Source organism: Micromonospora sp. KC213, assembly GCF_004348325.1.
Lineage (GTDB): Bacteria > Actinomycetota > Actinomycetes > Mycobacteriales > Micromonosporaceae > Micromonospora.
The window spans coordinates 1-23,382 of the sequence record NZ_SMKF01000089.1 but is presented as its reverse complement, the minus strand read 5'-3'; the positions used below and the strand labels follow the sequence as shown (position 1 = coordinate 23,382).

The 23,382-nt window shown below is 73.1% G+C and carries 26 protein-coding genes and 1 tRNA gene; 15 read left to right on the top strand and 12 right to left on the bottom strand.

Annotated features, from left to right (window positions below; all coding sequences use genetic code 11):
- Positions 1-220 precede the first annotated feature (220 nt).
- Both E1166_RS18480 and E1166_RS18475 read left to right on the top strand, forming a co-directional pair.
- Positions 221-297: transfer RNA gene (locus tag E1166_RS18480), tRNA-Met, on the top strand.
- Between the two features lie 183 nt (positions 298-480).
- Positions 481-726, top strand: a complete 246-nt coding sequence (locus tag E1166_RS18475; RefSeq protein ID WP_132340495.1) for a hypothetical protein — start codon at positions 481-483, stop codon at positions 724-726.
- 33 nt (positions 727-759) lie between these two features.
- Here the strand turns inward: E1166_RS18475 and E1166_RS18470 are convergent, their stop codons facing one another.
- Positions 760-2,088, bottom strand: a complete 1,329-nt coding sequence (locus E1166_RS18470; protein WP_132340493.1) for an extracellular solute-binding protein — start codon at positions 2,086-2,088, stop codon at positions 760-762.
- 185 nt (positions 2,089-2,273) lie between these two features.
- Here E1166_RS18470 and E1166_RS18465 point away from each other — a divergent pair, with 185 nt between their 5' ends.
- Positions 2,274-3,107: a phosphoribosylaminoimidazolesuccinocarboxamide synthase gene (locus E1166_RS18465; RefSeq protein ID WP_132340491.1), complete on the top strand. Its 834-nt coding sequence runs from the start codon at positions 2,274-2,276 to the stop codon at positions 3,105-3,107.
- 21 nt (positions 3,108-3,128) lie between these two features.
- Here the strand turns inward: E1166_RS18465 and glpK are convergent, their stop codons facing one another.
- Entirely contained in the window at positions 3,129-4,613 is a 1,485-nt protein-coding gene (gene glpK, locus E1166_RS18460; RefSeq protein WP_132340489.1) for a glycerol kinase GlpK, read from the bottom strand.
- A gap of 63 nt (positions 4,614-4,676) precedes the next feature.
- On the opposite strand from glpK, the gene E1166_RS18455 reads away from it, so the two are divergent.
- Complete coding sequence (locus E1166_RS18455) at positions 4,677-5,615, top strand: ribose-phosphate pyrophosphokinase (protein ID WP_132340487.1); 939 nt, start codon at positions 4,677-4,679, stop codon at positions 5,613-5,615.
- A 38-nt stretch (positions 5,616-5,653) separates the two neighbouring features.
- On the opposite strand, the gene E1166_RS18450 is transcribed toward E1166_RS18455, so the two are convergent.
- Positions 5,654-6,112 carry an ATP-binding protein gene (locus E1166_RS18450; RefSeq protein ID WP_132265829.1) on the bottom strand — a complete coding sequence of 153 codons (459 nt, stop codon included), beginning with the start codon at positions 6,110-6,112 and terminating at the stop codon, positions 5,654-5,656.
- Between the two features lie 119 nt (positions 6,113-6,231).
- On the opposite strand from E1166_RS18450, the gene E1166_RS18445 reads away from it, so the two are divergent.
- Both E1166_RS18445 and E1166_RS18440 read left to right on the top strand, forming a co-directional pair.
- A complete protein-coding gene (locus E1166_RS18445) occupies positions 6,232-7,359 on the top strand; it encodes a DUF5931 domain-containing protein (protein ID WP_132340485.1) in 1,128 nt (375 codons plus the stop codon).
- Entirely contained in the window at positions 7,356-8,021 is a 666-nt protein-coding gene (locus tag E1166_RS18440) for a response regulator transcription factor (protein WP_132340483.1), read from the top strand. The genes E1166_RS18445 and E1166_RS18440 overlap by 4 nt, the downstream gene beginning before the upstream one ends.
- 4 nt (positions 8,022-8,025) lie before the next feature.
- Here E1166_RS18440 and E1166_RS18435 read toward each other — a convergent pair whose 3' ends face one another.
- The 3 genes from E1166_RS18435 to E1166_RS18425 all read right to left on the bottom strand — a co-directional run bounded on the left by E1166_RS18435 (position 8,026) and on the right by E1166_RS18425 (position 10,457).
- The gene (locus E1166_RS18435; protein ID WP_132265825.1) at positions 8,026-8,598 is read right to left on the bottom strand and encodes a DUF5709 domain-containing protein; all 573 of its coding nucleotides are present in this window, start codon (positions 8,596-8,598) and stop codon (positions 8,026-8,028) included.
- Between the two features lie 72 nt (positions 8,599-8,670).
- Positions 8,671-9,402: an ATP-binding protein gene (locus E1166_RS18430; RefSeq protein ID WP_243710421.1), complete on the bottom strand. Its 732-nt coding sequence runs from the start codon at positions 9,400-9,402 to the stop codon at positions 8,671-8,673.
- Between the two features lie 56 nt (positions 9,403-9,458).
- Positions 9,459-10,457 carry an SDR family oxidoreductase gene (locus tag E1166_RS18425; protein ID WP_132340479.1) on the bottom strand — a complete coding sequence of 333 codons (999 nt, stop codon included), beginning with the start codon at positions 10,455-10,457 and terminating at the stop codon, positions 9,459-9,461.
- Positions 10,458-10,624: 167 nt separating this feature from the next.
- On the opposite strand from E1166_RS18425, the gene E1166_RS18420 reads away from it, so the two are divergent.
- Positions 10,625-11,824 (top strand): glycosyltransferase, encoded by a 1,200-nt coding sequence (locus E1166_RS18420; protein ID WP_132340477.1) that lies wholly within the window; start codon positions 10,625-10,627, stop codon positions 11,822-11,824.
- Between the two features lie 31 nt (positions 11,825-11,855).
- On the opposite strand, the gene E1166_RS18415 is transcribed toward E1166_RS18420, so the two are convergent.
- The 4 genes from E1166_RS18415 to aroA all read right to left on the bottom strand — a co-directional run bounded on the left by E1166_RS18415 (position 11,856) and on the right by aroA (position 16,063).
- The gene (locus E1166_RS18415) at positions 11,856-12,728 is read right to left on the bottom strand and encodes a hypothetical protein (RefSeq protein ID WP_132265843.1); all 873 of its coding nucleotides are present in this window, start codon (positions 12,726-12,728) and stop codon (positions 11,856-11,858) included.
- Positions 12,729-12,788: 60 nt separating this feature from the next.
- Complete coding sequence (gene hisN / locus E1166_RS18410) at positions 12,789-13,607, bottom strand: histidinol-phosphatase (RefSeq protein WP_132340473.1); 819 nt, start codon at positions 13,605-13,607, stop codon at positions 12,789-12,791.
- 58 nt (positions 13,608-13,665) lie between these two features.
- Entirely contained in the window at positions 13,666-14,559 is an 894-nt protein-coding gene (gene rsgA, locus E1166_RS18405) for a ribosome small subunit-dependent GTPase A (RefSeq protein WP_132340497.1), read from the bottom strand.
- A 202-nt stretch (positions 14,560-14,761) separates the two neighbouring features.
- Positions 14,762-16,063 (bottom strand): 3-phosphoshikimate 1-carboxyvinyltransferase, encoded by a 1,302-nt coding sequence (gene aroA, locus E1166_RS18400; protein WP_132340471.1) that lies wholly within the window; start codon positions 16,061-16,063, stop codon positions 14,762-14,764.
- 103 nt (positions 16,064-16,166) lie between these two features.
- On the opposite strand from aroA, the gene E1166_RS18395 reads away from it, so the two are divergent.
- The 5 genes from E1166_RS18395 to rsrA all read left to right on the top strand — a co-directional run bounded on the left by E1166_RS18395 (position 16,167) and on the right by rsrA (position 19,561).
- Positions 16,167-16,865 (top strand): SOS response-associated peptidase, encoded by a 699-nt coding sequence (locus E1166_RS18395; RefSeq protein ID WP_132340469.1) that lies wholly within the window; start codon positions 16,167-16,169, stop codon positions 16,863-16,865.
- A gap of 203 nt (positions 16,866-17,068) precedes the next feature.
- Positions 17,069-17,461 (top strand): WhiB family transcriptional regulator, encoded by a 393-nt coding sequence (locus E1166_RS18390; RefSeq protein ID WP_132340467.1) that lies wholly within the window; start codon positions 17,069-17,071, stop codon positions 17,459-17,461.
- A 100-nt stretch (positions 17,462-17,561) separates the two neighbouring features.
- On the top strand, positions 17,562-18,176 hold the full coding sequence (locus tag E1166_RS18385) for an alpha/beta family hydrolase (RefSeq protein ID WP_132340465.1): 615 nt from the start codon (positions 17,562-17,564) through the stop codon (positions 18,174-18,176).
- Positions 18,177-18,459: 283 nt separating this feature from the next.
- A complete protein-coding gene (locus E1166_RS18380; protein WP_165944371.1) occupies positions 18,460-19,272 on the top strand; it encodes a sigma-70 family RNA polymerase sigma factor in 813 nt (270 codons plus the stop codon).
- Between the two features lies 1 nt (position 19,273).
- On the top strand, positions 19,274-19,561 hold the full coding sequence (rsrA, locus tag E1166_RS18375) for a mycothiol system anti-sigma-R factor (RefSeq protein ID WP_132265805.1): 288 nt from the start codon (positions 19,274-19,276) through the stop codon (positions 19,559-19,561).
- 80 nt (positions 19,562-19,641) lie between these two features.
- Here rsrA and E1166_RS32550 read toward each other — a convergent pair whose 3' ends face one another.
- Positions 19,642-19,776: a hypothetical protein gene (locus tag E1166_RS32550; protein WP_256370842.1), complete on the bottom strand. Its 135-nt coding sequence runs from the start codon at positions 19,774-19,776 to the stop codon at positions 19,642-19,644.
- A 206-nt stretch (positions 19,777-19,982) separates the two neighbouring features.
- Here E1166_RS32550 and E1166_RS18370 point away from each other — a divergent pair, with 206 nt between their 5' ends.
- Positions 19,983-20,198 (top strand): biotin/lipoyl-binding carrier protein, encoded by a 216-nt coding sequence (locus E1166_RS18370; protein WP_088992101.1) that lies wholly within the window; start codon positions 19,983-19,985, stop codon positions 20,196-20,198.
- Positions 20,195-20,701: a GNAT family N-acetyltransferase gene (locus tag E1166_RS18365; protein ID WP_132340461.1), complete on the top strand. Its 507-nt coding sequence runs from the start codon at positions 20,195-20,197 to the stop codon at positions 20,699-20,701. Before E1166_RS18370 ends, E1166_RS18365 begins: the two co-directional genes overlap by 4 nt.
- A gap of 144 nt (positions 20,702-20,845) precedes the next feature.
- On the opposite strand, the gene E1166_RS18360 is transcribed toward E1166_RS18365, so the two are convergent.
- A complete protein-coding gene (locus E1166_RS18360; protein WP_132340459.1) occupies positions 20,846-21,532 on the bottom strand; it encodes a TetR/AcrR family transcriptional regulator in 687 nt (228 codons plus the stop codon).
- 113 nt (positions 21,533-21,645) lie between these two features.
- Here E1166_RS18360 and E1166_RS18355 point away from each other — a divergent pair, with 113 nt between their 5' ends.
- A complete protein-coding gene (locus E1166_RS18355; protein ID WP_132340457.1) occupies positions 21,646-23,235 on the top strand; it encodes an MDR family MFS transporter in 1,590 nt (529 codons plus the stop codon).
- Positions 23,236-23,382: the final 147 nt, after the last annotated feature.

Below are 23,382 nucleotides of genomic sequence, written 5' to 3'. Positions count from 1 at the left end.
GGGTGGAGCAGCTCGGTAGCTCGCTGGGCTCATAACCCAGAGGTCGCAGGTTCAAATCCTGTCCCCGCTACCACGACGAACGGCCCTCCGGATCTTCTCCGGAGGGCCGTTTGCGTGGTCCAGGTTCGATGCCCGGCGTACCCCGCCGGCAGGGGTCCGGGCGTGATCCGGGGACCCGGCGGATCGCCACGACGGGGATGCGCTAGGCTTATGGAGCCGACGCGGGGTGGAGCAGCTCGGTAGCTCGCTGGGCTCATAACCCAGAGGTCGCAGGTTCAAATCCTGTCCCCGCTACCACGACGAACGGCCCTCCGGATCTTCTCCGGAGGGCCGTTCGCTGTTCCCGTATCCCGTATCCCGTATCCCGTATCCGGTCGGCCGGGACGCCTGAAGGCCGGCGGCGTCCCACCTGTGGTGGGTCGACACGGCATTCCCGCCTGTCCGGGTGCCGGGGTTGCCCATCTCGGTCAGGATGGGGGTATGTCTTCTTGGAACAGGTGGTGGGGCCGACTGGGTGCGGTCCTCGGTACGGTCGTGCTCGCGGTGTTCGTGCCGGTGGCGGCCTGGGCGTCCACGGGCACCGGTGAGCTGGTGGTGGAGGCGGCACGGCGCAGGGGAAGGGGTGGCGGGTTCCTCGGCCTGCTGTGCTGCCTCGTGGTGGTCGTGGCGATCGTCCTGCTGGTACTGCGGCTGATGCGCAACCGCCGCAACGGTCCGCCGCGCTGACCCGTCCCGGGCCCGGCCGGGGTCGCGGGTGAGTCAGGCGGCGAGTGCGGACTGGGCCTGTGCCATGAACCTCGTGGTGGTGGCACGCACGCCCGCCGATCCGGAGCGGATGGTCCGGGCCGAGGTGGCGAGGAGCGTCGCCACCCGGCCGTGCCCCCGGGGCGGCGGTGCGGGTGCCGGGCCGACCAGACCGCGCATGGCCGTGCCGAGGGCGGCGACGCGAGTGGTCACCGGGTCGGTGAGCGATCTGGTGACGGCGTCGCGCACCACGAGGTCCGGTGGGAGCCCGCGTTCGGTGCCGAGGACGCGGCCCGCCTCGACGTCGGTGGCGAGGAACTGGATGACGTCGGCCACCACGGCGGGTTGCCGGGTGCCACGGAACCCGGCCCAGTACATCGAGGCGCGGTCCCACTCCGCGGCCGGCGGGCCGGGCGAGCCGACCAGGGCCAGCTCGTCGCTGGTGTGGCGCTGCAACTCGGGAAGCTGGTGCGACCAGGCGAACGAGGCGGCGGTGTGCCCGGTGACCACCAGTTGCCGCGCCGGCTCGCCGCCGTCGGCGCGGTCGACGAGCGCCGGCGCCGGGGTCGCCCGGTCGGCCCGGGCCCGCTGCCAGAGCTCGAACCAGTCCACCAGGAGCGCCGAGTCGAACCCGAGTTGCCGGCCCTGGTAGAACCGCGCGCCCTGGCCGCGTAGCCAGAGCCACAGGGCCCGCAGGTCACCCGAGGGGTCCATGGTGCCGGCGACCCGGCCGTTGCTGGCTCGGGTCACCCGGGCGGCCCACGTCACGTAGTCCGCCCACGGCATGGCCCCCACCGGCGCCGGCACCCCGAGCCGGCGCAGCAGGTCCCGGTTGTAGACCACGGCCGCGTGGGTCTGCCCGGCCGGTACGCCGACGACGCGCCCGTTCACCCGGCCGTACTCGGCCAGCCCGGGCGGCAGGCCGCTGAGGTCGAGCCGGCCGTCCGCGGTGTACGGGTCCAGGTCGAGGGTGATGCTCCGGCTCGCGTACTCGGTCAGCACCGACTCGTCGAGCTGGAACAGGTCCGGCACGTTCCCGCCCGTGGACTGGGTGGCGAGCCGGTCGTAGTAGCCGTTCAGGCCCTGCCAGGTCACCCGGAAGCTGACCCGGGGGTTGCGGGTGGAGTAGAGCCGCAGCGCCCGCTCGGTCGTCTGGGCCCGCAGCGCGTCGCCGAACCAGAAGACGGACAGTTCGATCGGCCCGTCGTCGCGGCCGGTGATCTCCTCGCGGCACCCGGTGAGCCCGCCGGCGGCGAGCGCCGGCACCGCCAGCAGTGCGCCGAGCAGCCGCCGCCGCGCCGGATCTGCGCCGGGCCGGGAGATCGGGGGACGGGCAACGCGCACGGAGGACTCCTGGGCAGGTGGACGCGAACCGGACCATTCACGCAGGACTCGCGCCGGGGTGTCAACGCCCCAGAGGTGTCCCCGCCGTCGATGCGAGGTCAGGCGTCCGGGACACCCCCGCACCTCGTACCCGGCGGCCGGGTGGCCGCACCCGGCGTTCGCCGCCACGTGGTCTACTAGGCCGCGTGGAACTTCTGCATTCGGGCAAGGTACGGGACGTCTACGCCGACGGTGACGACCTGATCCTGGTCGCCTCGGACCGGATCTCGATCTACGACGTGGTGTTGCCGACCCCGATCCCGGACAAGGGCAGACTACTCACCGCGCTCTCGCTCTGGTGGTTCGAGCAGTTGGCCGACCTGATGCCGAACCACGTGCTGTCCGCCACCGACGTACCGGCGGAGTTCGCCGGCCGGGCGATTCGCTGCCGGCGGCTGGACATGGTGCCGGTCGAGTGCGTGGCCCGCGGCTATCTCACCGGCGGTGGCCTCAAGGAGTACCAGGCCACCGGCCGGGTCTGCGGGATCGAGCTGCCGCGCGGGCTGGTCGAGGCGTCGATCCTGCCCGAGCCGATCTTCACCCCGTCGACGAAGGCGCCGGTGGGCGAGCACGACGAGCCGATCACCTTCGCCCAGGTGGTGGAGACGGTCGGCGCCGAGACCGCCGAGCGGTTGCGGCAGATCACCCTCGACGTCTACCGCCGGGGCGCGGAAGTCGCCGCCGACCGGGGCATCCTGATCGCCGACACCAAGATCGAGCTGGGGTGGGCGTCCGACGGCACCCTCATGATCGGCGACGAGTTGCTCACCTCGGACTCGTCCCGGTTCTGGCCGGCCGAGTCGTACCAGCCGGGCCGCGCCCAGTTCTCCTACGACAAGCAGTACGTCCGGGACTGGGCCGTGCACAGCGGCTGGGACAAGCAGCCCCCGGCGCCCGAGGTGCCCGCCGAGGTGGTCGAGGCGACCCGGGCCCGCTACGTCGACGTCTACGAGAAACTCACCGGCAACCGCTGGGCCTGACCGGGCGCGGGCGACCGGACGTCAGTCCACCCAGTTCAACGTGCGCTCGACCGCCTTACGCCAGTTGCGCAGCTCGCGGTCGCGGTGCTCGGGCGTCATGGCGGACTCCCACCGGGCGTCCGAGCGCCACTGCTCGCGCAGGGTGGCCAGATCCGGCCAGAAGCCGACCGCCAGGCCGGCCGCGTACGCCGCACCGAGGCAGGTGGTCTCGGTGATCCGGGACCGTACCACCGGCACGTCGAGCACGTCGGCGAGGAACTGCATCAGCAGGCCGTTCGCGGTCATCCCGCCGTCCACCCGGAGCCGGCGCAGCGCCACGTCGGAGTCGGCGTTCATCGCGTCGACCACCTCGCGGGTCTGCCAGGCCGACGCCTCCAGTGCCGCGCGGGCCAGGTGTCCCTTGGTGATGTAGCCGGTCAGCCCGGCGATCACCCCTCGGGCGTCGCTGCGCCAGTGCGGCGCGAACAGCCCGGAGAAGGCGGGCACCACGTAGCAGCCGCCGTTGTCGTCGACCATGCGGGCCAGCTCCTCCACCTCTGCGGCGGACGAGATCAATCCCAGGTTGTCCCGCAGCCACTGCACCAGCGAGCCGGTCACCGCGATCGCGCCCTCCAGGGCGTACGCGGCCGGGTGCCCGTCGATCCGGTACGCCACCGTGGTGAGCAGGCCGTGTCGGGAGGGCACCGGGCTGGCGCCGGTGTTCAGCAGCAGGAAACTGCCGGTGCCGTAGGTGCACTTCGCCTCGCCCGGCTGGAAACAGGTCTGCCCGAACAGGGCGGCCTGCTGGTCGCCGAGGGCGCTGGCCACCGGCACCCCGGGCAGCGGCCCGTCGGCGGTGCCGTACACCTCGGCCGAGGAGCGGATCTCCGGCAGCATCGCCGCCGGCACCCGCATGGCCTCGAGCAGTTCCGGATCCCAGTCCAGGGTCTCCAGGTCCATCAGCATCGTCCGGCTGGCGTTGGTCACGTCGGTGACGTGCCGCCCGGTCAGCTTCCAGATCAGCCAGCTGTCCATGGTGCCGAAGAGCACCTCGCCCCGCTGCGCGCGCTCGCGCAGCCCGTCGACGTTGTCCAGCAGCCAGCGCAGCTTCGGCCCGGCGAAGTAGGTGGCGAGGGTCAGGCCGGTCCGTTCGCGCAGCTTCTGTTCCCCGTACGTCTCGGCCAGCTCGCGCAGCAGCGGGCCGGTGCGGGTGTCCTGCCAGACGATGGCGTTGGCCACCGGGCGGCCGGTGGCCCGGTCCCAGACGACGGTGGTCTCCCGCTGGTTGGTGATGCCCACCGCGGCCAACCCCGCCGGCCCGGTGCCGGCCTGGGCCAGCGCGTCCCGGACCACCGACTGGACGTTGGACCAGATCTCCTCGGCGTCGTGTTCCACCCAGCCGGGCTCGGGGAAGATCTGCCGGTGCTCGCGCTGGGCCACGGAGACGATCTCCCCGGCCCGGTCGAAGACGATGCACCGTGACGAGGTGGTGCCCTGGTCGATGGCGGCGACGTACTCTCCGGTCATGGCGGCACCGTACCCGGCAGGGCCGCCCCCGGAGAACAGGTGCCGGCCCGTACGATCTGGGAAGTGCGTGACATCGCCGTCTTCAGCGGAACCGCCCATCCCGACCTCGCCGCCGAGATCTGTGCCCACCTCGACGTCCCCCTGCATCCCGTGCGGGTGTCCCGGTTCGCCAACGACTGCCTGGAGGTGCAGTTGCAGGCGAACTGCCGGGAGCGGGACGTCTTCCTGATCCAGCCGCTGGTGCCCCCGGTGCAGGAGCATCTGGTCGAGCTGCTGCTCATGATCGACGCCGCCCGGGGCGCCTCCGCCGGACGGATCACGGTGGTGCTGCCGCACTACGCGTACGCCCGGTCGGACAAGAAGGACGCCCCGCGCATCTCCATCGGCGGCCGGCTCGTCGCGGACCTGCTCACCTCCGCCGGAGCTCACCGGGTGCTGGCGCTGACCCTGCACTCGCCGCAGGTGCACGGCTTCTTCAGCGTCCCGGTCGACCACCTGCACGCGCTGCGCGAGCTGGCCTCGCACTTCCGCCGGTACGACCTGAGCAACGCCGTCGTGGTCTCCCCGGATCTGGGCAACGCCAAGGAGGCGGCGGCGTTCGCGCGGATGCTGGGCACCCCGGTCGCCGCCGGTGCCAAGCAGCGGTTCAGTGACGACCGGGTCAAGATCAGCACGGTGATCGGCGACGTCGCCGACCGGGACGTGATCGTCCTGGACGATGAGATCGCCAAGGGCAGCACGGTCATCGAGCTGATGACCCACCTACGGGAGCGGAACGTGCGCTCGATCCGGCTCGCCTGCACCCACGGGTTGTTCTCCAGCGGCGCGTTGGAACGGCTCAGCGCGCAGGAGGGGGTACTGGAGATCGTCTGCACCAACACCGTGCCGATCCCGGCGGAGAAGCGGGTGCCGAAGCTGGAGATCCTCTCCGTGGCGCCCGCGCTGGCTGAGGCGATGCGCCGGATCCACAACGGCGAGTCGGTCAGCGCCCTCTTCGGCTGAGCCCCGCACCGCACCGGGCGCGGGTCGGCGCCGCGGAGCTAGTCCGCGCCGGCGTGCCGGGTGGCGACGACGGACGCGCTGATCCGTACCGTGGTCCCGGCCGGGCCGGTGTCCACCTCCATGGTGTCGCTCAGCTCACGGGCCAGCCACAGCCCCCAGCCGCCCGCGGTCTCCGGGGCGGGGCGGGACCGGTCGCTCAGCCGCTGCGCGCTGATGCCGCCCCCATGGTCGGCGACCTCGCAGACGATCTCGCCGGTGTGTCGCCACAGCCGCAGCCAGCCCTGCCCGCCGCCGTGCCGGACCGCGTTCGTGATCAGCTCGTTGACCGCCAGCACGAAGTCGTCCAGGCGTTGCCCGTCCAGCCCGGCGGACCGCATGCAGGAACCGACCGAGTGTCGCAGCTCGGTCACCTGCGCCTGGTCGAATGCCTGGGCGATGAGGAGGGCGGGTTCGATGGGCACAACCGTACGCGGTGCTGGCAGGTCTGCGTTGGCCATGGCTCTGTCCCAACGGCGCAGCTCGGTCATTCGCGGCATTTCCACCGTACGTCAGTCTTCTCCGTTCGGTGGCGCCCGGCCGGGCGGGTAGCCCGGTGAGGTGTGGCATCGTGTCGGCCATGCCGTCGTCGCCGGGGGGTTTCGAGGATCCGCTCTGGCGGTCCATCGCCGTCTTCCGGTTCGCGTCGTTGGCGTACGTCGGCGTCCTGGTCGCCCGGGACGCCGACCGGTACGCCCACCCGTTCGCCGCCGTGGTCGCCCTGCTGGTGATGCTGGTCTGGTCCGTGGTGATCACGGCCTGCTACGCCCGGCCGGCGCACCGGGGCTGGCCGCTGCTCCTGGCCGACCTCGCGGTCGCGCTGGCCGTCCTCGCGGTGACCCCGTGGGTGGTCGGCCGGGCGGCGCTCGCCGCCGGCACCCCCACCCTGGCCGTGGTCTGGGAGGGCGCTCCGGTGCTGGCCTGGGCGGTCTCCGGCGGCCGACGGCGCGGTGCGCTGGCCGCAGTGGTGCTCGGCGTGGCGGACCTGGCCGCCCGCGGGTTCGGCACCCCCTCGGTCACCGGGCTGATCCTGCTGCTGCTCGCCGGCGTGATCGTCGGACACGTGGCCCGACTGGCGGTGACCGCCCAGGAACGGTTGCAGCGGGCGGTGGAGCTGGAGGCCGCCACCCGGGAACGGGAGCGGCTGGCCCGGGGCATCCACGACTCGGTGCTCCAGGTGCTCGCGCTGGTGCAGCGGCGCGGCGCGCACCTCGACGGGGAGGCCGGCGAGCTGGCCCGCCTCGCCGGTGAACAGGAGGCGGCGCTGCGGGCGCTCATCGCCGGCGGCGACCCGGTCCCCGCGGCCGGCGCGCAGGACGGCGCGGTGGATCTGCGGGCCCTGCTCGGCCGGCACGCCTCGCCGGCCGTCTCGCTCTCCGTCCCGGCGACCCCCGTCCCGCTGCCGGCCCGGGCGGCGCGGGAGCTGGCGGCGGCGGTCGCGGCGGCGTTGGACAACGTCGAGCGGCACGCCGGCGGCCGGGCGTGGGTGCTGGTCGAGGACGAGGGGGAGACGGTGACCGTCTCGGTGCGCGACGCCGGCCCGGGCATACCCGACGGACACCTGGCCGAGGCGGCCCGGCAGGGGCGGCTCGGGGTGGCCCAGTCCATCCGGGGCCGGATCGCCGACCTCGGCGGCGAGGTGCGCATCACCACCAATCCTGGCGAGGGCACGGAGCTGGAACTGGTCGTACCGAGGAAGGGCGGATGAGCATGGTCCGGGTGATGGTGGTCGATGACCATCCGATGTGGCGCGAGGGGGTGGCCCGGGATCTCACCGAGGCCGGCCACCAAATCGTCGCCACCAGCGGGGAGGGGCGGCAGGCGATCCGGGTGGCGGCGGCCACCCGCCCGGACGTGGTGGTGCTCGACCTCCAACTGCCCGACATCTCCGGCGTGGCCGTGATCCAGGGAATGCGCGCCGTGCTGCCCGAGGTGCGGGTGCTGATGCTCTCCGCCAGCGGCGAACAGCAGAGCGTGCTCGACGCGATGAAGGCCGGTGCCACCGGCTACCTGGTGAAGTCCGCCGCGCCGGCGGAGTTCCTCGACGCGGTGCGCCGCACCGCCGCCGGGGAACCGGTCTTCACCCCGGGCCTGGCCGGGCTGGTGCTCGGCGAGTACCGGCGGCTCGCCGCCGCGCCGGGGCGGGCGGCCGGCGACGGCGGAGACGACGCGGCACCCCGGCTCACCGAGCGGGAGACCGAGGTGCTGCGGCTGGTGGCCAAGGGGCTGTCGTACAAGCAGATCGCCGGGCGGTTGGGCCTGTCGCACCGCACCGTGCAGAACCACGTCCAGAACACGCTGGGCAAGCTCCAGCTGCACAACCGGGTGGAGCTGACCCGCTACGCGATCGAGCGCGGGCTGGACGCCTGAGAGGTCAGTGCGCCTCCGGGGGACGGGTCTCGTGGATCGCCAGCTCCTCGGCGCTGGCCCCGCCACCGGCGGCGCCGGCGTCGTACGCGACGTTGTCGGTCTCCTGGTCGGTGTGCGCGCCCTCGTCCGGTTCGACGAGTCGGCCCACCTGGTGGTCGGCGACCGTGCCGAGCTGGCCGTGGTCGTAGACCGAGACCGGGGAGTTCGGGTCCGAGGTGGGGCCGGGGTCGAGCACGTCGGCGTCGAGCTGGGCCTGGGCGGCGGCCTCGTCGCTGTCCGCCTCGGCGGCGATGTCCGGGTCGATCGGGCCGGCCAGCGGATCGTCGGCGGGGCGTTCGTACTGTTCCCGCTGGAGTTTGTAATCCAGCGACTCGCCGTCGAGCTGCTCCTCGGCGGTGGTCCCGAAATGGTCCACCGCCACCGGCGTGCGGTCGCCCGGCAGCTGGGCCGGCGCCGGGCCGTCCGCCTCCCGGCCGGTGAGCACGTCGTCGTTGGCGGTCGAGTCGTCGTCTGCGGTGTCGGGCAGGCCGTCGGCCTCGGGGTCGGACACGGGGGTCGGGTACTCGTCGTCGCGCATGGCTGAGCACTACCCACTGCCGCCCACCGGGTAACCGCCACTGCCGCCTGAGATCGGGACGAAAGGGGAAGATCAGCCCCGGTGTGCGGCTTCGTCCTCGGCGTGCAGCACACACCACACCACCTTGCCGTCCGGTACCGCGGTGCTGCCCCAGCGCCGGGCCACCGTGTCGATGAGCAGCAGCCCACGACCGCCGGTGGAGGTGAGCGGAGCCGGCCCGGCGTAGCTCGGCTGTTGCCGGGACCGGTCACGGACCGCGACGTGCAGGCGGTGGTCGCGCGGAGCCAGCCGGACCGTCATCGGCGTCCGGGCGTGCGCCACCACGTTGTTGACCATCTCGGTGACCGCGATACACGCCGGCTCGGTCAGCTCCGGTATGCCCCACCGGGCGCAGCCGTCGACCACCAGCTCCCGGGCCCGGCGCGCGGCCCCCACCTCGGGTGCCAGGTCCAGGGCGGCCAGCGGCCTGCGGGCCAGCGCGGCCGTGGCCTCGTCCAGGGTGGCGCAGACGGTCAGCCCGGCGACCGGCGGCCCGGTGATCATCCCGGCCGGGTCCACCACCAGCAGATCCGCGGCGGGCCAGTCGGCGACGGTACGCCGCACCTCGGCCAGCATCCCGGCGGCCGTCGCGCCGATCGAGCGCAGTTGGGCGACGTCCACCACGATCGGACCGGGGCGGTCGCTGAGCCGGGTCAGCAGAGCGGCCCGTACCCGGTCGGCGGCGACCGGCTCCAGCAGGCCGACCAGCCGCACGACGGCGGACGACTCGTCCGCCTCCACCACGCATCGCGTCTCCGTCGGCATGATCGTCCCATTGTGCACCGCAGTGACCGGTGCCGCACCCGGCCGCTCCGGCACGTTCATCGGCCGCTTCGGGTACGGCGGGTCATCGCGGCCACCGTTCCGACCGCGGTACCGGCGGCGGCGAGCCCGAACGCCGCGGTGAGCCGGGTCAGCCGCCTGCGTCGGCCCTGCCAGCCGCCCTCCCGGACCGCCTCCGCGTCCGGCCGGAACACGTTTCCGCTGCTCTGCGCCGCCCGGGCGGACCCGAACTGGGTGCGGTGGACGTACCAGCCCAGCGCCCGTTCGGTCAGTGCCGGCGCGAGCCGCCACTGTAGGCCCATCAGCCGGGCCGCGCCGCCGGCGTACGCCTCGCGGCGGGGGCGGCGTAACAGCCGGACGATCGTCTCGGCCACCAGCTCCGGCGGGTAGACCGGCGGCGGCGGTACCAGCTCCCGTCCGGTGTGGTTGCCGGCGTGCCGGAAGAAGGGGGTGTCGATGGTGGCGGGCAGCACGGTGCAGACCGAGATTGTTCCCCGGTCGGTGACCCGCAGCTCCTGCCGGACGGTGTCGGCCAGGCCCCGGACACCGTGCTTGGTGGCGTTGTACGCCGACTGGTACGGCATCGCCACCTCCGCCAGCACCGACGCGTTGTTGACCAGCACGCCGCCGCCGGCCGCGGCCAGCCACGGCAACGCCGCCCGCATGCCGTACGCGGTGCCCAGCAGGTTCACCTCCACCACCCGGCGCAACTCCGCCACCGGAATCTCGTCGAAGAGGCCGACCGCGCTGACCGCCGCGTTGTTCACCCAGGCGTCGATCCGGCCGAACTCGGCCACCGCCCGGGCGGCCAGGTCCTCGACGGCCACCGGGTCGGTGACGTCCGTCGGCACGGCCAGCGCCCGGCCGCCCAACTCCCGGCAGCGGCGGGCGACGTCGGACAGGGCGGACTCGCTGCGGGCGGCGAGGACGACGGCGGTGCCTCGGCGGGCCAGGTCGTACGCGGTGGCGGTGCCGATTCCACTGGAGGCACCGGTGATCACCACCGTGGCGTCGGCGAGCGGGCGGGTCAGCGGCATTTCTGCTCGGTACCCGCGACCGACGCAGGTCATGCCGTCGACGCCCACTCGATCCGCTGCTCCACCTCACCGGTTCTCCCGATCTGCCAGGTTTCGGCTCGTCAACGCTCGGTTAATGGGACCCTCTGACCGAGGACCATCCCTCGCAGATCGCATGGAGGTGCACCATGCGCGTCGGCCTCGTCTGCGCGCACGCCGGCCTCAGCCGGCATGCGGACGGCCCTGCCGTCGGCACCCACGAGCACATCGCCCGGGTCGCCGCCGAGCTGGCCGGGCGTGGCCACGATGTGCGGGTCTACGAGCGTCGGGACGACCCGGTCCTGCCGCCCGCCGCCGAGGTCGACGGCTACCGCGTCGAACGGGTGCCGGTGGGACCGCCCCACCCCACCCCCAGCGCCGCGCTCGTCGGGCACATGGCGGAGTTCGGGCGCTGGCTGGCCGACCGGTGGGCCGGAGAGTGGACGCCCGAGGTGGTGCACGGGCACTACTGGCTCGGTGGGCTGGCCGCCGCCCACGCGGTCCGCGAGACGGACATCCCGGTCGTGCAGACCTTCCACTCCCTCGGCGTCGAGCAGTTGCGCCACCTGGGCCAGCGCTACGACGGCCCGGGGGAGCGGATCCCGCTGGAACGGGCGCTCACCCGCGCGGTCGACATCGCCATCGCGCAGTCGAACGACGAGGTCGACGAACTGACCCGGATGGGCCTGCAACGCACCTCGGTGGCGATGGTGCCGACCGGCGTGGACACCGTGCGGTTCCACCCCGACGGGGAAGCCGCCCCCCGTGACCAGCGGCCCCGCATCCTCTCCGTGGGGGGCTTGTCGCCCGGCCACGGCCAGGAGGACGTGATCCGGGCGCTGCGCCTGGTCGGCGACGCCGAACTGGTCATCGCCGGTGGGCCGCCGTCCGAGCAGCTCGCCACCCACGCCGAGGCCCGCCGACTGCGTGAGCTGGCCGAACGCACCGGGGTCGCCGAACAGGTGAAGCTGGTGGGTGCGGTGCCGCACGACCAGATGGCCACCTGGTACCGGTCGGCCGACGTGGTGACCTGCACCCCCCACTACGCCAGCGCCGGGCGGGTGTCGCTGGAGGCGATGGCCTGCGGTGTGCCGGTGGTCGGCTACGCGATGGGGGGCGTCGCCGACGCCGTCGTCGACGAGGTCACCGGCCGGCTGGTACCACCGGGCGACGTCCGTACCCTCGGTGTCACGCTGCGGCGGCTGCTCGCCGACAACGCCGGACGGTTCGCGTACGGACACGCCGCCGTGGATCGGGTCCGGTGCAGCTACACCTGGGAACGCACCGCCAGCGCGCTGGAACGCCTCTACGAACGGGTGGTCGGGAAACGCAGACCGGTCGAGGCCTGACCGGGAACCGCGGTGACCCGGTGGCCGGTGCTCACCGGCTGGGCGGCGCCGCCCGGCCGCGGGCCGCGCCGACCATCGCCCGTTCCCGGTCCCGGGCGACCGCGTGATGGTGTTGCGGCTCGGCGTACCGGGTCAATCCGATCACGGCGGCCAGGGTGACCAGGAAGCCGATCGCCGCCAGCCACTCCCGCCCCGGCCAGATCTTGTCGTTGAGCAGCAGCAGGCCGACGATCGCGGCGGGCACCGCGCCCGCGGCGTCCATCGCCGCCACCGCGGCCGTGGTGGAACCGCGCTGCATGGCCAGGCCGAGCAGCAGCTGCCCCACCACGGAGTGCGCGATCAGCAGGTAGAGCAGCGGGTCCCGGGCGAACGCCTCGACCGACGGCGCCGAGGCCAGCGGCCGGGCGGCGACCGCCGCCGCGGAGAAGGCCAGTCCGGCCAGCGAGCCGAGCGCCACCGACCCGGGTGAGCCACGCAGGCGTACCGCGAAGAAACCCAGCACGGCGATGCCGCCGAGCGCGACCGCCAGGGTGATCAGGCCGGCGGTGCCGAGCGCCTTCGACGGGGCCGGCTGGGCGGAGAGCACCAGCGCGGTGATCCCGCCGAACAGCAGCACCAGCAGGGCGATCTCGGTGGTCGGCAGGCGCCACTTCAGCACCACCACCCCGAGTACGGCGGTCACCCCGAGGCCGGCGGCCACGCTCGCCTGCACCAAGAACAGCGGCAGGTCCCGCCGGGCCAGGAAGGCCAGCACGAAGCCGGCCACCTGGAAGACCAGCCCCACCACGTACGTGCGGTGGCTGGCCAGCCGCAGCAGCAGAGCCGGGTCGAAGGTGTGGTGCACGGTCGTCCGGGCGGCGGCGACCGACTGCAACATGTTGGCGAATCCGTATGCGACGATCATCGCCGCGAGAAAGCACCACCCGGAGGACACCACCTGGCGAGGATAGAGGGTGTTGCCGGCTCAGCGCGCGGTCGGCTGTGCCAGCCGGGCCAGAACCTCCGGGTGCAGTCGACCGTTGGTGGCGACCGCGCTGCTCTCCGCACCCGCCTCGCCAGCCGGGGCGGGGCGCCCCGCCAGGTCGGTGAAAGTGCCACCGGCCTCGGTGACCACCGGCACCAGGGCGGCGATGTCCCACAGCGACAACTCGGGCTCCACCATGACGTCCAGGGCACCCTCGGCGAGCAGCATGTAACCGTAGAAGTCACCGTAGGCCCGGCTGCGCCAACTGTCCCGCATGATCTGGAGCACCGCGTCCAGCCGGCCCGCCTGCTCCCAGCCGGTCAGCGACGAGTAACAGAAGCTCGCGTCGGCCAGGTCGCGTACCGCGGAGACCCGGATCGGCTCGCCGGAGGCGGCGTCCGGCCCCGCGTACGCGCCCGCGCCGCAGGCGCCCCACCAGCGGCGGCCCAGCGCCGGGGCGGAGACCAGCCCGACCACCGGGCGGTCGCCCTCCAGCAGCGCGATCAGCGTGGCCCAGACCGGCACGCCGCGGACGAAGTTCTTGGTCCCGTCGATCGGGTCGACCACCCAGCGCCGGCCCGCCGGACCGACGGCGGGCTGTTCGCCGTACTCCTCGCCGAGCAGACCGTCCCCCGGCCGCTCGGCGACGAGCAGGGCCCGGATCTCCCGCTCCACGGCGGTGTCCGCGTCCGAGACGGGGGTCAGGTCCGGCTTCGCCTCCACCCGCAGGTCGAGCGCGCGGAACCGGGCCGTCGAGATGGCGTCGGCGGCGTCGGCGAGCCGATGGGCGAGGGCGATGTCGTCGGCGTACCCGGTCATGCCGGCAACGGTAGCGGCGGCCCGGACCCGCCCCGGCGGCCGGGTCGTGCGGGGCCGGTCAGGAGCCGGCGAGCGGATCACCCGGATTGCGCTCCGGCTCCCGTGGGTCACCCTCACCGGAGCGGGAGGCCAGCAACCGGCGGTACGACGCCAGCCGGCGCGGATCGGCCCTGCCGGCGGCCACCCAGGCGTCCAGCGCGCAGTCGGCCTCCTCGGCCGTGTGCGCACAGTTCGGCGGGCAGTCGGCCGTGGCCTCGACCAGGTCCGGGAAGCCGTGCAGCAGGCTCTCCGCGGAGACGTGGGCGAGCCCGAAGCTGCGTACCCCCGGGGTGTCCACGATCCAGCCCGGGTCGTCGTCGGTGCCGGCAGCGGCGGGCAGTCGCAACGCCACCGCGCTGGTGGAGGTGTGCCGGCCGCGGCCGATCGCGCTGACCGTGCCCACCGCCCGGGCCGCGTCCGGCACCAGCCGGTTGACCAGAGTCGACTTGCCCACCCCGGAGTGCCCCACCATCACCGAGACCCGGCCGGCGAGCAGGGCGCGCAGCGCGTCGAGGTCGGAGTCCGGTCGGACCAGCACGTACGGCAGTTCCAACTCCGCGTAGTAGCCGAGCACCTGCTCAGGGCTGGCCAGGTCGGCCTTGGTCAGGCAGAGCAGCGGCTCGATGCCCGCGTCGTACGCGGCCACCAGGCAGCGGTCGATGAAACCGGTCCGCGGCGGCGGGTCTGCCAGCGCGCTGACGATCACCAGTTGGTCGGCGTTGGCGACCACGACCCGCTCCAGCCGCCCCTCGGCGGTCGTCTCGTCGTCGTCGGCGGTGCGCCGCAGCACCGAACGCCGCTCGGCGATCCGGACGATCCGGGCCAGCGCGCCGGCCGCCCCGGAGGTGTCGCCCACCAGACCCACCCGGTCACCGACCACCACCGATTTGCGGCCCAGTTCGCGCGCGCGCATGGCGGTGACGGTGGGGGCGTCGGAGACGGCGGAGAGTATGCAGGTGTAGCGGCCGCGGTCGACGGCAATCACGAAGCCGTCGACCGCGTCGGTGTGCCGGGGCCGGGTGCGGGTACGGGGACGCGAGGACTTCCCGGGCCGGACCCGTACGTCGTCCTCGTCGTACTCCCGCCTGCCTGCCAGGACCGCCCCCTTGTCCGCGTCAGCTCTTGCCGGTCACCATCGCCGACCATAGCGCCGGGAACTCCGGCATGGTCTTCGAGGTGCACGCCACGTCGTCCACCTCGATGCCCGGGACGGCCAGCCCGGCCACCGCGGCGGCGTGCGCCATCCGGTGGTCGGCGTAGGTGTGGAAGATTCCGCCGCGCAGCGGGCGGGGCCGGATCTGCAGCCCGTCGGCGCTCTCGGTGAGGTCCGCGCCGAGCGCGGTGAACTCGCGGGCCAGTGCCGCGATCCGGTCGGTCTCGTGGCCCCGGATGTGTGCGATACCGGTCAGCCGGGAGGGGGAGTCGGCCAGCATGGCCAGCGCGGTCAGCACCGGGGTCAGCTCGCTGACGTCGGAGAGGTCGGCTTCCAACCCGTGCACCGTGCCGGTGCCGCGCACCGTCAGCCCGCTGGTGGTCAGGGTCGCCTCGCCGCCCATCTGCCGCAACAGCGAGCGGAGCCGTTCGACCGGCTGGGCGCTGCGGTGCGGCCAACCCTGCAAGGTCACCTCGCCGCCGGTGACCAGTGCGGCGGCGAAGAACGGCACGGCGCCGGAGAGGTCGGGTTCGATCTCCCAGCCGCGCCCCGTCAGCGGGCCGGGCTCGACCGTCCAGACGTCCGGGGTGCCGTCGTCGACCGCCGCCCCGGCGGCCCGGAGCATCTGCACCGTCATCCGCAGGTGTGGCGCGGACGGGACCGGCGGACCGACGTGCCGGACCACCACCCCCCGGTCGAACCGGGCCCCGGCGAGCAGCAGCCCGGAGACGAGTTGGCTGGAGGCGGAGGCGTCGATCACCACCTCACCCCCGGTGACCCGGCCGGTGCCCTGTACCACCAGCGGCAGACTGCCGGTGGCGGGGGCGTCGATGCGGACGCCGAGGGAGCGCAGCGCGCCGATCAGCGGGCCGAGCGGGCGGACCCGGGCCTGCGGGTCGCCGTCGAAGGTGACCTGCCCCTCGGCCAGCCCGGCGACCGGCGGCACGAAGCGCATCACCGTGCCGGCCAGCCCGACGTCGACGTGGGCCGGGCCGACCAGCGGATGGGGCCGGACCAGCCAGCGCTCGTCGTCGGAGACCGACACGTGCGCGCCCATCGCCCGCAGCCCTCCGGCCATCAGCTCGGTGTCCCGCGCGCGCAGCGGCGCGTGCAGGGTCGACGGCCCGCCGGCCAGTGCGCTGAGCACCAGGGCCCGGGCGGTCATCGACTTGGAGCCGGGTAGGCGCAGTGTCGCCGCCACCGGGTCGCTGGCGGTCGGAGCGGTCCACGGCTGCGGCGGCCGGGTCGCGGTCGGATTTCCCACAGTGACATTCTGCCAAGTCCGGCGGCCCACGGAACCCGCGCGGCGGCTCGACTCCCGGTTGGCGGGACAGCCGGCGCGGGCGCGGGGCGTTAGCGTGTGCGCCATGTGCGGGAGGTACGCGACGACAAGGAGCGCCGCCGACCTGAGCGCGCTGTTCGAGTCGTACGACGAGACCGGCGGCCGGCTCGGGCCGGATCACAACGTCGCCCCGACCGACCCGGTGCCGGTGGTCCGGGTGGACGCCGACGCCGGGCGGGTGCTGTCGGTGGGACGGTGGGGGCTGGTGCCGCACTGGTCCCGCTCGGCGGCCGGCGCGGCAAGGATGATCAATGCGCGGGCCGAGACGGTGGCGACCAGCCGGGCGTACGCCGACCCGTTCGCCCGCCGGCGCTGCCTCGTGCCGGCCGACGGCTGGTACGAGTGGGCCCGCCGCCCGGACGGCGGCAAGCAGCCCTACTACCTGACCCCGCGGGACGGCTCGGTGCTGGCCTTCGCCGGCATCTGGTCGCGGTGGGAGTCGCTGCTCACGTTCAGTGTGCTGACCACCGCGGCCGTCGGGGAACTGGCCGAGGTGCACGATCGGATGCCGGTGCTGGTGCCCCGACAGCGGTGGGACGACTGGCTGGCACCGGCCGACGACCCGACCGCGCTGCTCGTTCCGCCTCCGCCCGGCTGGCTCGACGGGTTGGAGATCCGCCCGGTGGGGCCGGCGGTGGGGGACGTCCGCAACGACGGGCCCGGGTTGGTCCAACGGGTGCCGTTGCCGCAGGAGCGCAGCGGGGAGGAAATGAGACTGTTCTGAATGGTCGGTCACACGACATTGTCGTGTACCAATTGCCAGAGTTCCGGGCGAAACGTCGCTCGGATCTTCAGGCATGTTTGCGCGCTGCCTCTTGTCTCCAGCGCCGCCGGTGCGATAGAACCGAGCGCCGGCACTGGGAGCGCTTTCGCGCAGTGCGAATGACGCCCGTCGATCTTGCCGGTCCCACGGGGGAGGTGGGTGTGATGACCCGGGCGCGTATGCCCCGACCGCACGAAGTAGCCGCCGCACGACGCGATCCGCGACTCCTGCGCGCGTTGCGCGAACGGCGACAGGACGAAGCCTGGCGGACCAGGGGGACCTGCCAGAGTGTGGATCCGGAGACCTTCTTTCCGGCGCCGAACGAGCCGGCCGACGCCGCCGTCGCGCTGTGCCGCAGCTGCGACGTCCAGGGGTCCTGTCTGGCCTGGGCGCTGGAGGTCGGCGACTGCCACGGCGTCTGGGGCGGCACCACGCCGCGCGAGCGCCGCGCCATGCTGGTCGCCTGGCGCACCGAGGTCCAGCCGGATCCCGACGCGGCCGACGACGCCGGCCCGCCGGTGCGCGACCGCCTGCTCACCCTCGTGCCGCTGAGCTGAACCAGCGTCCGGCCGGGCGGATCGTGCCGCCCCGTGTGGTCACGGGCCCATCGTGCGGCCCCGTGCGGTGCGGAAGACGGCCGGGCCGGACAATGGTCCGGTGCCGGACCACGACGTGATCGACACGCCGCGCGGACCCGCCCAGGTGGTGACCGACCTGCCGGCCGGTCCACCCGTCGCCCTGCTCGTGCTCGGGCACGGCGCGGGCGGCGACGTGGACGCCCCGGATCTGGTGGCGGTCCGCGACGCCGTGGTCGGGGTCGGGGTGGCCGTGGCGCGGGTGACCCAGCCGTACCGGGTGGCCGGGCGGCGCGCACCGGCTCCGGCCGGCCACCTCGACGAGGCGTGGACGGCGGTGTTGGCCGTACTGCGTGCGCGCCACGCCGGCGTACCCGTGGTGGTGGGCGGGCGGTCCAGCGGCGCGCGGGTGGCCTGCCGCACCGCCACCACCGTCGCAGCCGTCGGCGTGGTGGCGCTCGCCTTCCCGCTGCATCCGCCGGGCCGGCCGGAGCGGTCACGCGCCGCGGAACTGCGTACCGGACTGCCCACGCTGGTGGTCAACGGCGACCGGGACCCGTTTGGGGTGCCCGTCGCGGGCGGCGCGGTCGAGGTGGTGGTCCGCCCCGGGGAGCGGCACGACCTGCGGCAGGATCCGGCCGGCAGCGCCGAGGTGGTACGCCGTTGGCTGCGCGGACGCGGCTGGACCACCGGGTGACCCCTGCCCTGACGCCCGTACCTGTGCCGCAACCGGCGACGGCGGAGGGCCGTGACCGGGTGCGGTGGGTGGTCGTTGCATCGGATGGTGTCGCACGCCCGGTCCGGGCGGCGTCGCCGTCCCTCCCAGGCCCTTCCTGGTCCCAGCGTCGGCCGTGCCGAGGCGCCCAGCACCGGTCCCGCCGAGGCCGGGACCAGGAACGGGAAACCGTCCGGCGGAATGCCGGGACCGGGACCGCGCGTTACCCCCACCGGAGACAGACGTCTGGTGAGAGGGGTGACCGGTGCCGACCGAGACACGGAGCCGGGAACGGGACGAACGGGAGTCGCGGCAGCTCCGGCAGTTGCTGGCGGCCCCGGAATGGCCCGCGGCGGTGGACGGCCCGGTGGTGGGCACGGGCACGCCCGCCGGAACGGGATCTACGGGCCGGGCGGGGCGCGTATTCTCGGCGGGAAAGCATCCGACGCGAGGGGATGTGCGGTTGACCACCGAGAAGACGGACGAGCGCAGGGCCCGCTTCGAGCGGGACGCGATGCCTTTCGTCGATCAGCTCTACGCCGCCGGGCTGCGGATGACCCGCAACCCCGCCGACGCGGAGGACCTGGTCCAGGAGACGTACCTGAAGGCGTACGCGGCCTTCCACCAGTTCGAACAGGGCACGAACCTGAAGGCCTGGTTGTACCGGATCCTGACCAACACCTACATCAACTCCTACCGGAAGCGGCAGCGCCAGCCCATCCAGGCGCCCACCGACGAGATCACCGACTGGCAGCTCGCCGAGGCTGAGTCGCACACCTCCAGCGGTCTGCGCTCGGCCGAAACCGAGGCGTTGGACCGACTGCCGGACAGCGACGTGAAGGAGGCCCTCCAACAGTTGCCGGAGGAGTTCCGGCTGGCGGTCTACCTGACCGACGTCGAGGGCTTCTCCTACAAGGAGGTGGCCGACATCATGGGCACGCCGATCGGCACGGTGATGTCGCGGCTGCACCGCGGTCGCCGTAATCTGCGCAAGCTGCTGGAGAGTTACGCGGCGGAGCGGGGGTTCACCGCCGCGCAGTCCACCAAGGGTTCGACCACCGCCGGCCGGGAGGTGTGACATGAGCTGTGGAGAGCCGCACGAGACGGACTGCCGTGAGGTCCTGGCCGAGGTCTACCTCTATCTCGACCTGGAGTGCGCGGAGGAACGGCGCGAGCTGATCCGGTACCACCTGGACGAGTGCGGGCCCTGCCTGCGCGAGTACGGCATCGAACAGGAGGTGAAGGCGCTGGTGGCCCGTTGCTGCGGCAACGAGACGGCCCCCGACCAGCTGCGTGAGCGACTGCGGTTGCGCCTCACCGAACTGGTGGTCTTCGAGACCACCGAGTCGCGGGAACTCGCCGACTGAGCACGGACGACGGTGGCCCGGGTCGAATCGACCCGGGCCACCGTGCTGTCTGATCCGTCGACGCGGTCCGCCGCGCGAGGTCAGGAGTTGGGGCGCTTGCCGTGGTTGGCGCTGCTCTTCTTGCGGGCCTTCTTCTTGCGGGCCTTCTTCGCCATGCTGACCTCCTCGTGATGGTCGGATCCCTGCCGTGGCGACCCCGGCGCCGGTGCACGCACCGGTCCTCCCGGCGCCCGGGTCCGACCCGCTGATGCTAGTGCGGCCGGGCCGCGCCGTCGTCCGCCGGGGCGGCACGCCCGCCCAGCGGGGCGGGACGGGGCGCGGCTCGCCGGTGGGAGAGCGCACGACTGCCGCTCCCCGCCCGCGCGTGGCGTGCGCATGATTGGATACGTCGGCAGGTAACCGCGAGAGGGAGGGCCGGGAGATGGCCGAGGAAATCCGCGCCGAGATGGTGGCCAACGTCTGGAAGGTCGTCGCGTCGGCCGGCGACACCGTGTCCGAGGGGGACACGCTGGTGATCCTCGAGTCGATGAAGATGGAGATTCCGGTCGTCGCCGAATCCGACGGCGTGGTCCGGCAACTCGCCGTCAACGAGGGTGACGTCGTGCAGGACGGCGACCTGATCGCCGTGATCGATTGACCGGCCTGACGGTCCGGCCGGCGACCCCGGCCGACTATGCGGCGATCGCCCGGCTGACCGTCGCCGCGTACGAGGCGGACGGCCAGCTCAAGGACGAGCCCGGGTACGCGGAGGTGCTCGCCGACGTGGCGACCCGGGCGGGTGCCGGAGTGGTGCTGGTGGCGGCGGACCCGGTGACCGGGGCGGTGCTCGGTTCGGTGACCTTCGTGTTGCCCGGCAGCCCGTACGCGGAACTGTCCGGCCCGGGTGAGGCCGAGTTCCGGATGCTGGCCGTGGACCCGGCCGCCCAGGGCCGAGGTGCCGGACAGGCCCTGGCCCGGGCGTGCGTCGACCGGGCCGTGGCGCTGGGCTGCACGGCGGTGGTGATCAGCATCCGTGCCGGCATGGCCGAGGCCGCGCGGCGGCTGTACGAGCGGATCGGGTTCCGGCGGGTGCCGCAGCGGGACTGGTCGCCGGTGCCGGGGGTGCGACTGCTCGGTCTGCGCCTGGAGTTGCCCGCCTGATCGGCCGGGTGCTGCTCTGACTGGGCACGACGGTGTGCTGTCCGCCCGGGTGATTCGGCCGTCGGTTGCGGCATGTGGTGGTGTCCGGAGGCCGGGTACCCGCAACCTGCCGCACCCAGCGGCAACCCTGGGCGCGGGCTACGCTCAGTGCCGGGCGGTGGCTGCGTTGTCGACACCGTGCCCGTCGCTGCGGTCGGCCGCGTCGGTGCCGCCTCGGTCGGGTTCGGCGCTGCTCCGCAGCGCTTCCTCGGCGACCTCCTCGGTGACGCCCGTGGTGATCTTCGCCAACAGTTCCTCGGCGACCTCCAGCGCGATCCGTCGGCGTTCGTCGTCGCTGAGCTCGGGTGCGCGTGCCGCGAACCAACTGCTGTGCACCGCGAAGAGGGACAGTGTGGCGCGCAGGTGGGAAGCCGGGTCGTCGTGGCCGCGGGCCAGCGCGTCGGCGAGACGCAGCATGCGCTCGCGCATCTGCTTCCCGGCGGCGAGGCTCTTGAGCACGGTCTGGTTCTGCTCGAAGAAGCGCATCACCGAGGACTGTTCGTTGGTGAACAGGTCGTCGGCGTAGCGGGCGAGCAGCGCGCGTCGGGTCGCCGGGCCGATCGGCTGCCGCTCCGCCCAGGCGATCAGCTCGTCCATCCGGCGTAGCCGGTCCTCGACGAAGCTGCTGACGATCTCGTCCTTGCTCTTGAAGTGGTAGTAGAGCGCCGCCTTGGTCACGCCGAGCCGCTCGGCGACCTCCCGCAGCGACGTCTTCTCGTACCCCTGTTCGGTGAACAGCTCCAGGGCCACGGCCTGGATGCGGGCACGCGTGCCGCCTGTGCTCTCTCCCACCTCGACCACCTAACCCGCTTGACCGTCGTTGCCTGCCCAACTTACCGTACGGCTAGTAAGGTTACTGACCGGCCGGCAAGTCAGTGGATCGAATCCGTGGGGGGAGCTTACCGATGAGTCAGGAGAAGGTGGCGGCGCGACCCAATGTCCGGTTCGTGCTGATCGGGCTGATGATCGCCATGATGCTCGCGATGCTCGACAACATGATCGTCAGCACCGCCCTGCCCCGGATCGCGCTCGAGTTCGGCGGCGCGAACCACTTCACCTGGATTGTCACCGCGTACGTTCTGGGTACGACGGTCTCCACCCCGATCTGGGGCAAACTAGGCGACCTGTACGGGCGTAAGGGCGTCTTCCTGACCTCCGTGGTCCTCTTCCTGGCCGGCTCCGCGCTCTGCGGCATGGCCGGCTCCGAACTGCTCGGCGGCGTCGACAACGGCATGGTCCAGCTGATCGCGTTCCGTGCCGTGCAGGGCTTGGGCGCCGGTGGCCTGATGGTCGGCGTCATGGCGAGCATCGGTGACCTGGTGCCGCCCCGGGAACGGGGCCGCTACCAGGGCATGATCGCCGGCATCATGGCCATCGCCATGGTGGCCGGCCCGCTGGTCGGCGGCTTCATCACCGACAACCTCTCCTGGCGCTGGGCGTTCTACGTCAACCTGCCGCTCGGCGGTGTCGCGCTGCTCGTCCTCGCCACCACCATGCGCCTGCCGAAGTACCGCACCGAGCATCGGATCGACTGGCTGGGCGCCGTGCTGCTCTCCGTCGGTATCACCGCGATCGTGCTGGTCACCACCTGGGGCGGCACCCAGTACCCGTGGCGCTCGCCGCAGATCCTCGGTCTGGCCGCGCTGGCCGTGGTGGCGCTGGCTGCCTTCGGCCTCGTCGAGCGGCGTGCTGTCGAGCCGATCCTGCCGCTGGGCCTCTTCGCCAACCGCAACTTCGCGCTGATCTCGGTGATCGGCTTTCTGCTCGGCTTCGCGATGTTCGGCGCGATGAACTTCCTGCCGCTCTACCAGCAGACCGTGCAGGGCGCCTCGGCCACCAGCAGCGGCCTGCTGCTGCTGCCGCTGATGTTCGGCATGCTCGTGGTCTCGCTGGTCGTCGGCCGGGCCATCACGAAGACCGGCCGGTACCGGGCGTTCCCGATCATCGGCGGGGTGGTGATGACCGCCGGCATGGCCCTGCTGACCCGACTCGACGCCGACACCAGCAAGATCGAGTCCTCGCTCTACCTGGTCGTGCTCGGCGTCGGCATGGGCTTCCTCATGCAGACCACGATGCTGATCGCACAGAACAGCGTCGGTCAGCGCGACCTCGGGGCGGCCAGCGGCGCGGCCACCTTCTTCCGCTCCATCGGTGGTTCGTTCGGCCTTTCGCTGTTCGGCGCCATCTTCGCCCACCGGCTCGCCGACTCACCGGCCGGCGCCGCCTTCGGCGGTGGCGGCGCGGGCGAGGGTCGGAGTATGAACCTGGAGGCGCTGCGCCAACTGCCGGCGCAACTGCGCGAGGCGGTGCTGGGTGGCCTCTCCGGCGCCATCTCGCACGTCTTCGTCTGGGCGGTGTTCTTCACCATCGCGGTGCCCGTGCTGGCCTGGTTCATCAGGGAGGTGCCGCTGCGGTCGAGCAACGACGTCCCGCCGGCCGACGCCACGCCGGAGGAGCGGGCCGAGGTCGCACTCGGCAAGGCCCCGGCCGTCTGACCCGTACCGTTGCGCCCACCGTCCCAACCGGATACGCCGGAAGCCGGTGATCGGCGAGGCCGGCGTGATCCGCGCGGACGTGATGCCGCAGCCCGCACGTGATCGGGTCGGGTCGGGTCAAAGCGGGCCGGGCCAGGGTGGGTGGAG

Excerpts from the sequence above, each read along its gene's own strand:
- E1166_RS18475 (WP_132340495.1), top strand. The coding sequence starts at position 481 with ATGTCTTCTTGGAACAGGTGGTGGGGCCGACTGGGTGCGGTCCTCGGT.
- E1166_RS18450 (WP_132265829.1), bottom strand. The coding sequence starts at position 6,112 with ATGGCCAACGCAGACCTGCCAGCACCGCGTACGGTTGTGCCCATCGAA.
- E1166_RS18445 (WP_132340485.1), top strand. The coding sequence starts at position 6,232 with ATGCCGTCGTCGCCGGGGGGTTTCGAGGATCCGCTCTGGCGGTCCATC.
- E1166_RS18430 (WP_243710421.1), bottom strand. The coding sequence starts at position 9,402 with ATGCCGACGGAGACGCGATGCGTGGTGGAGGCGGACGAGTCGTCCGCC.
- E1166_RS18420 (WP_132340477.1), top strand. The coding sequence starts at position 10,625 with ATGCGCGTCGGCCTCGTCTGCGCGCACGCCGGCCTCAGCCGGCATGCG.
- E1166_RS18355 (WP_132340457.1), top strand. The coding sequence starts at position 21,646 with ATGAGTCAGGAGAAGGTGGCGGCGCGACCCAATGTCCGGTTCGTGCTG.
- E1166_RS18425 (WP_132340479.1), bottom strand. The coding sequence starts at position 10,457 with ATGCCGCTGACCCGCCCGCTCGCCGACGCCACGGTGGTGATCACCGGT.
- E1166_RS18390 (WP_132340467.1), top strand. The coding sequence starts at position 17,069 with ATGACCCGGGCGCGTATGCCCCGACCGCACGAAGTAGCCGCCGCACGA.
- E1166_RS18440 (WP_132340483.1), top strand. The coding sequence starts at position 7,356 with ATGAGCATGGTCCGGGTGATGGTGGTCGATGACCATCCGATGTGGCGC.
- hisN (WP_132340473.1), bottom strand. The coding sequence starts at position 13,607 with ATGACCGGGTACGCCGACGACATCGCCCTCGCCCATCGGCTCGCCGAC.
- E1166_RS18415 (WP_132265843.1), bottom strand. The coding sequence starts at position 12,728 with ATGATCGTCGCATACGGATTCGCCAACATGTTGCAGTCGGTCGCCGCC.
- E1166_RS18370 (WP_088992101.1), top strand. The coding sequence starts at position 19,983 with ATGGCCGAGGAAATCCGCGCCGAGATGGTGGCCAACGTCTGGAAGGTC.
- rsgA (WP_132340497.1), bottom strand. The coding sequence starts at position 14,559 with ATGCGCGCGCGCGAACTGGGCCGCAAATCGGTGGTGGTCGGTGACCGG.
- glpK (WP_132340489.1), bottom strand. The coding sequence starts at position 4,613 with ATGACCGGAGAGTACGTCGCCGCCATCGACCAGGGCACCACCTCGTCA.
- E1166_RS18435 (WP_132265825.1), bottom strand. The coding sequence starts at position 8,598 with ATGCGCGACGACGAGTACCCGACCCCCGTGTCCGACCCCGAGGCCGAC.
- E1166_RS18395 (WP_132340469.1), top strand. The coding sequence starts at position 16,167 with ATGTGCGGGAGGTACGCGACGACAAGGAGCGCCGCCGACCTGAGCGCG.
- rsrA (WP_132265805.1), top strand. The coding sequence starts at position 19,274 with ATGAGCTGTGGAGAGCCGCACGAGACGGACTGCCGTGAGGTCCTGGCC.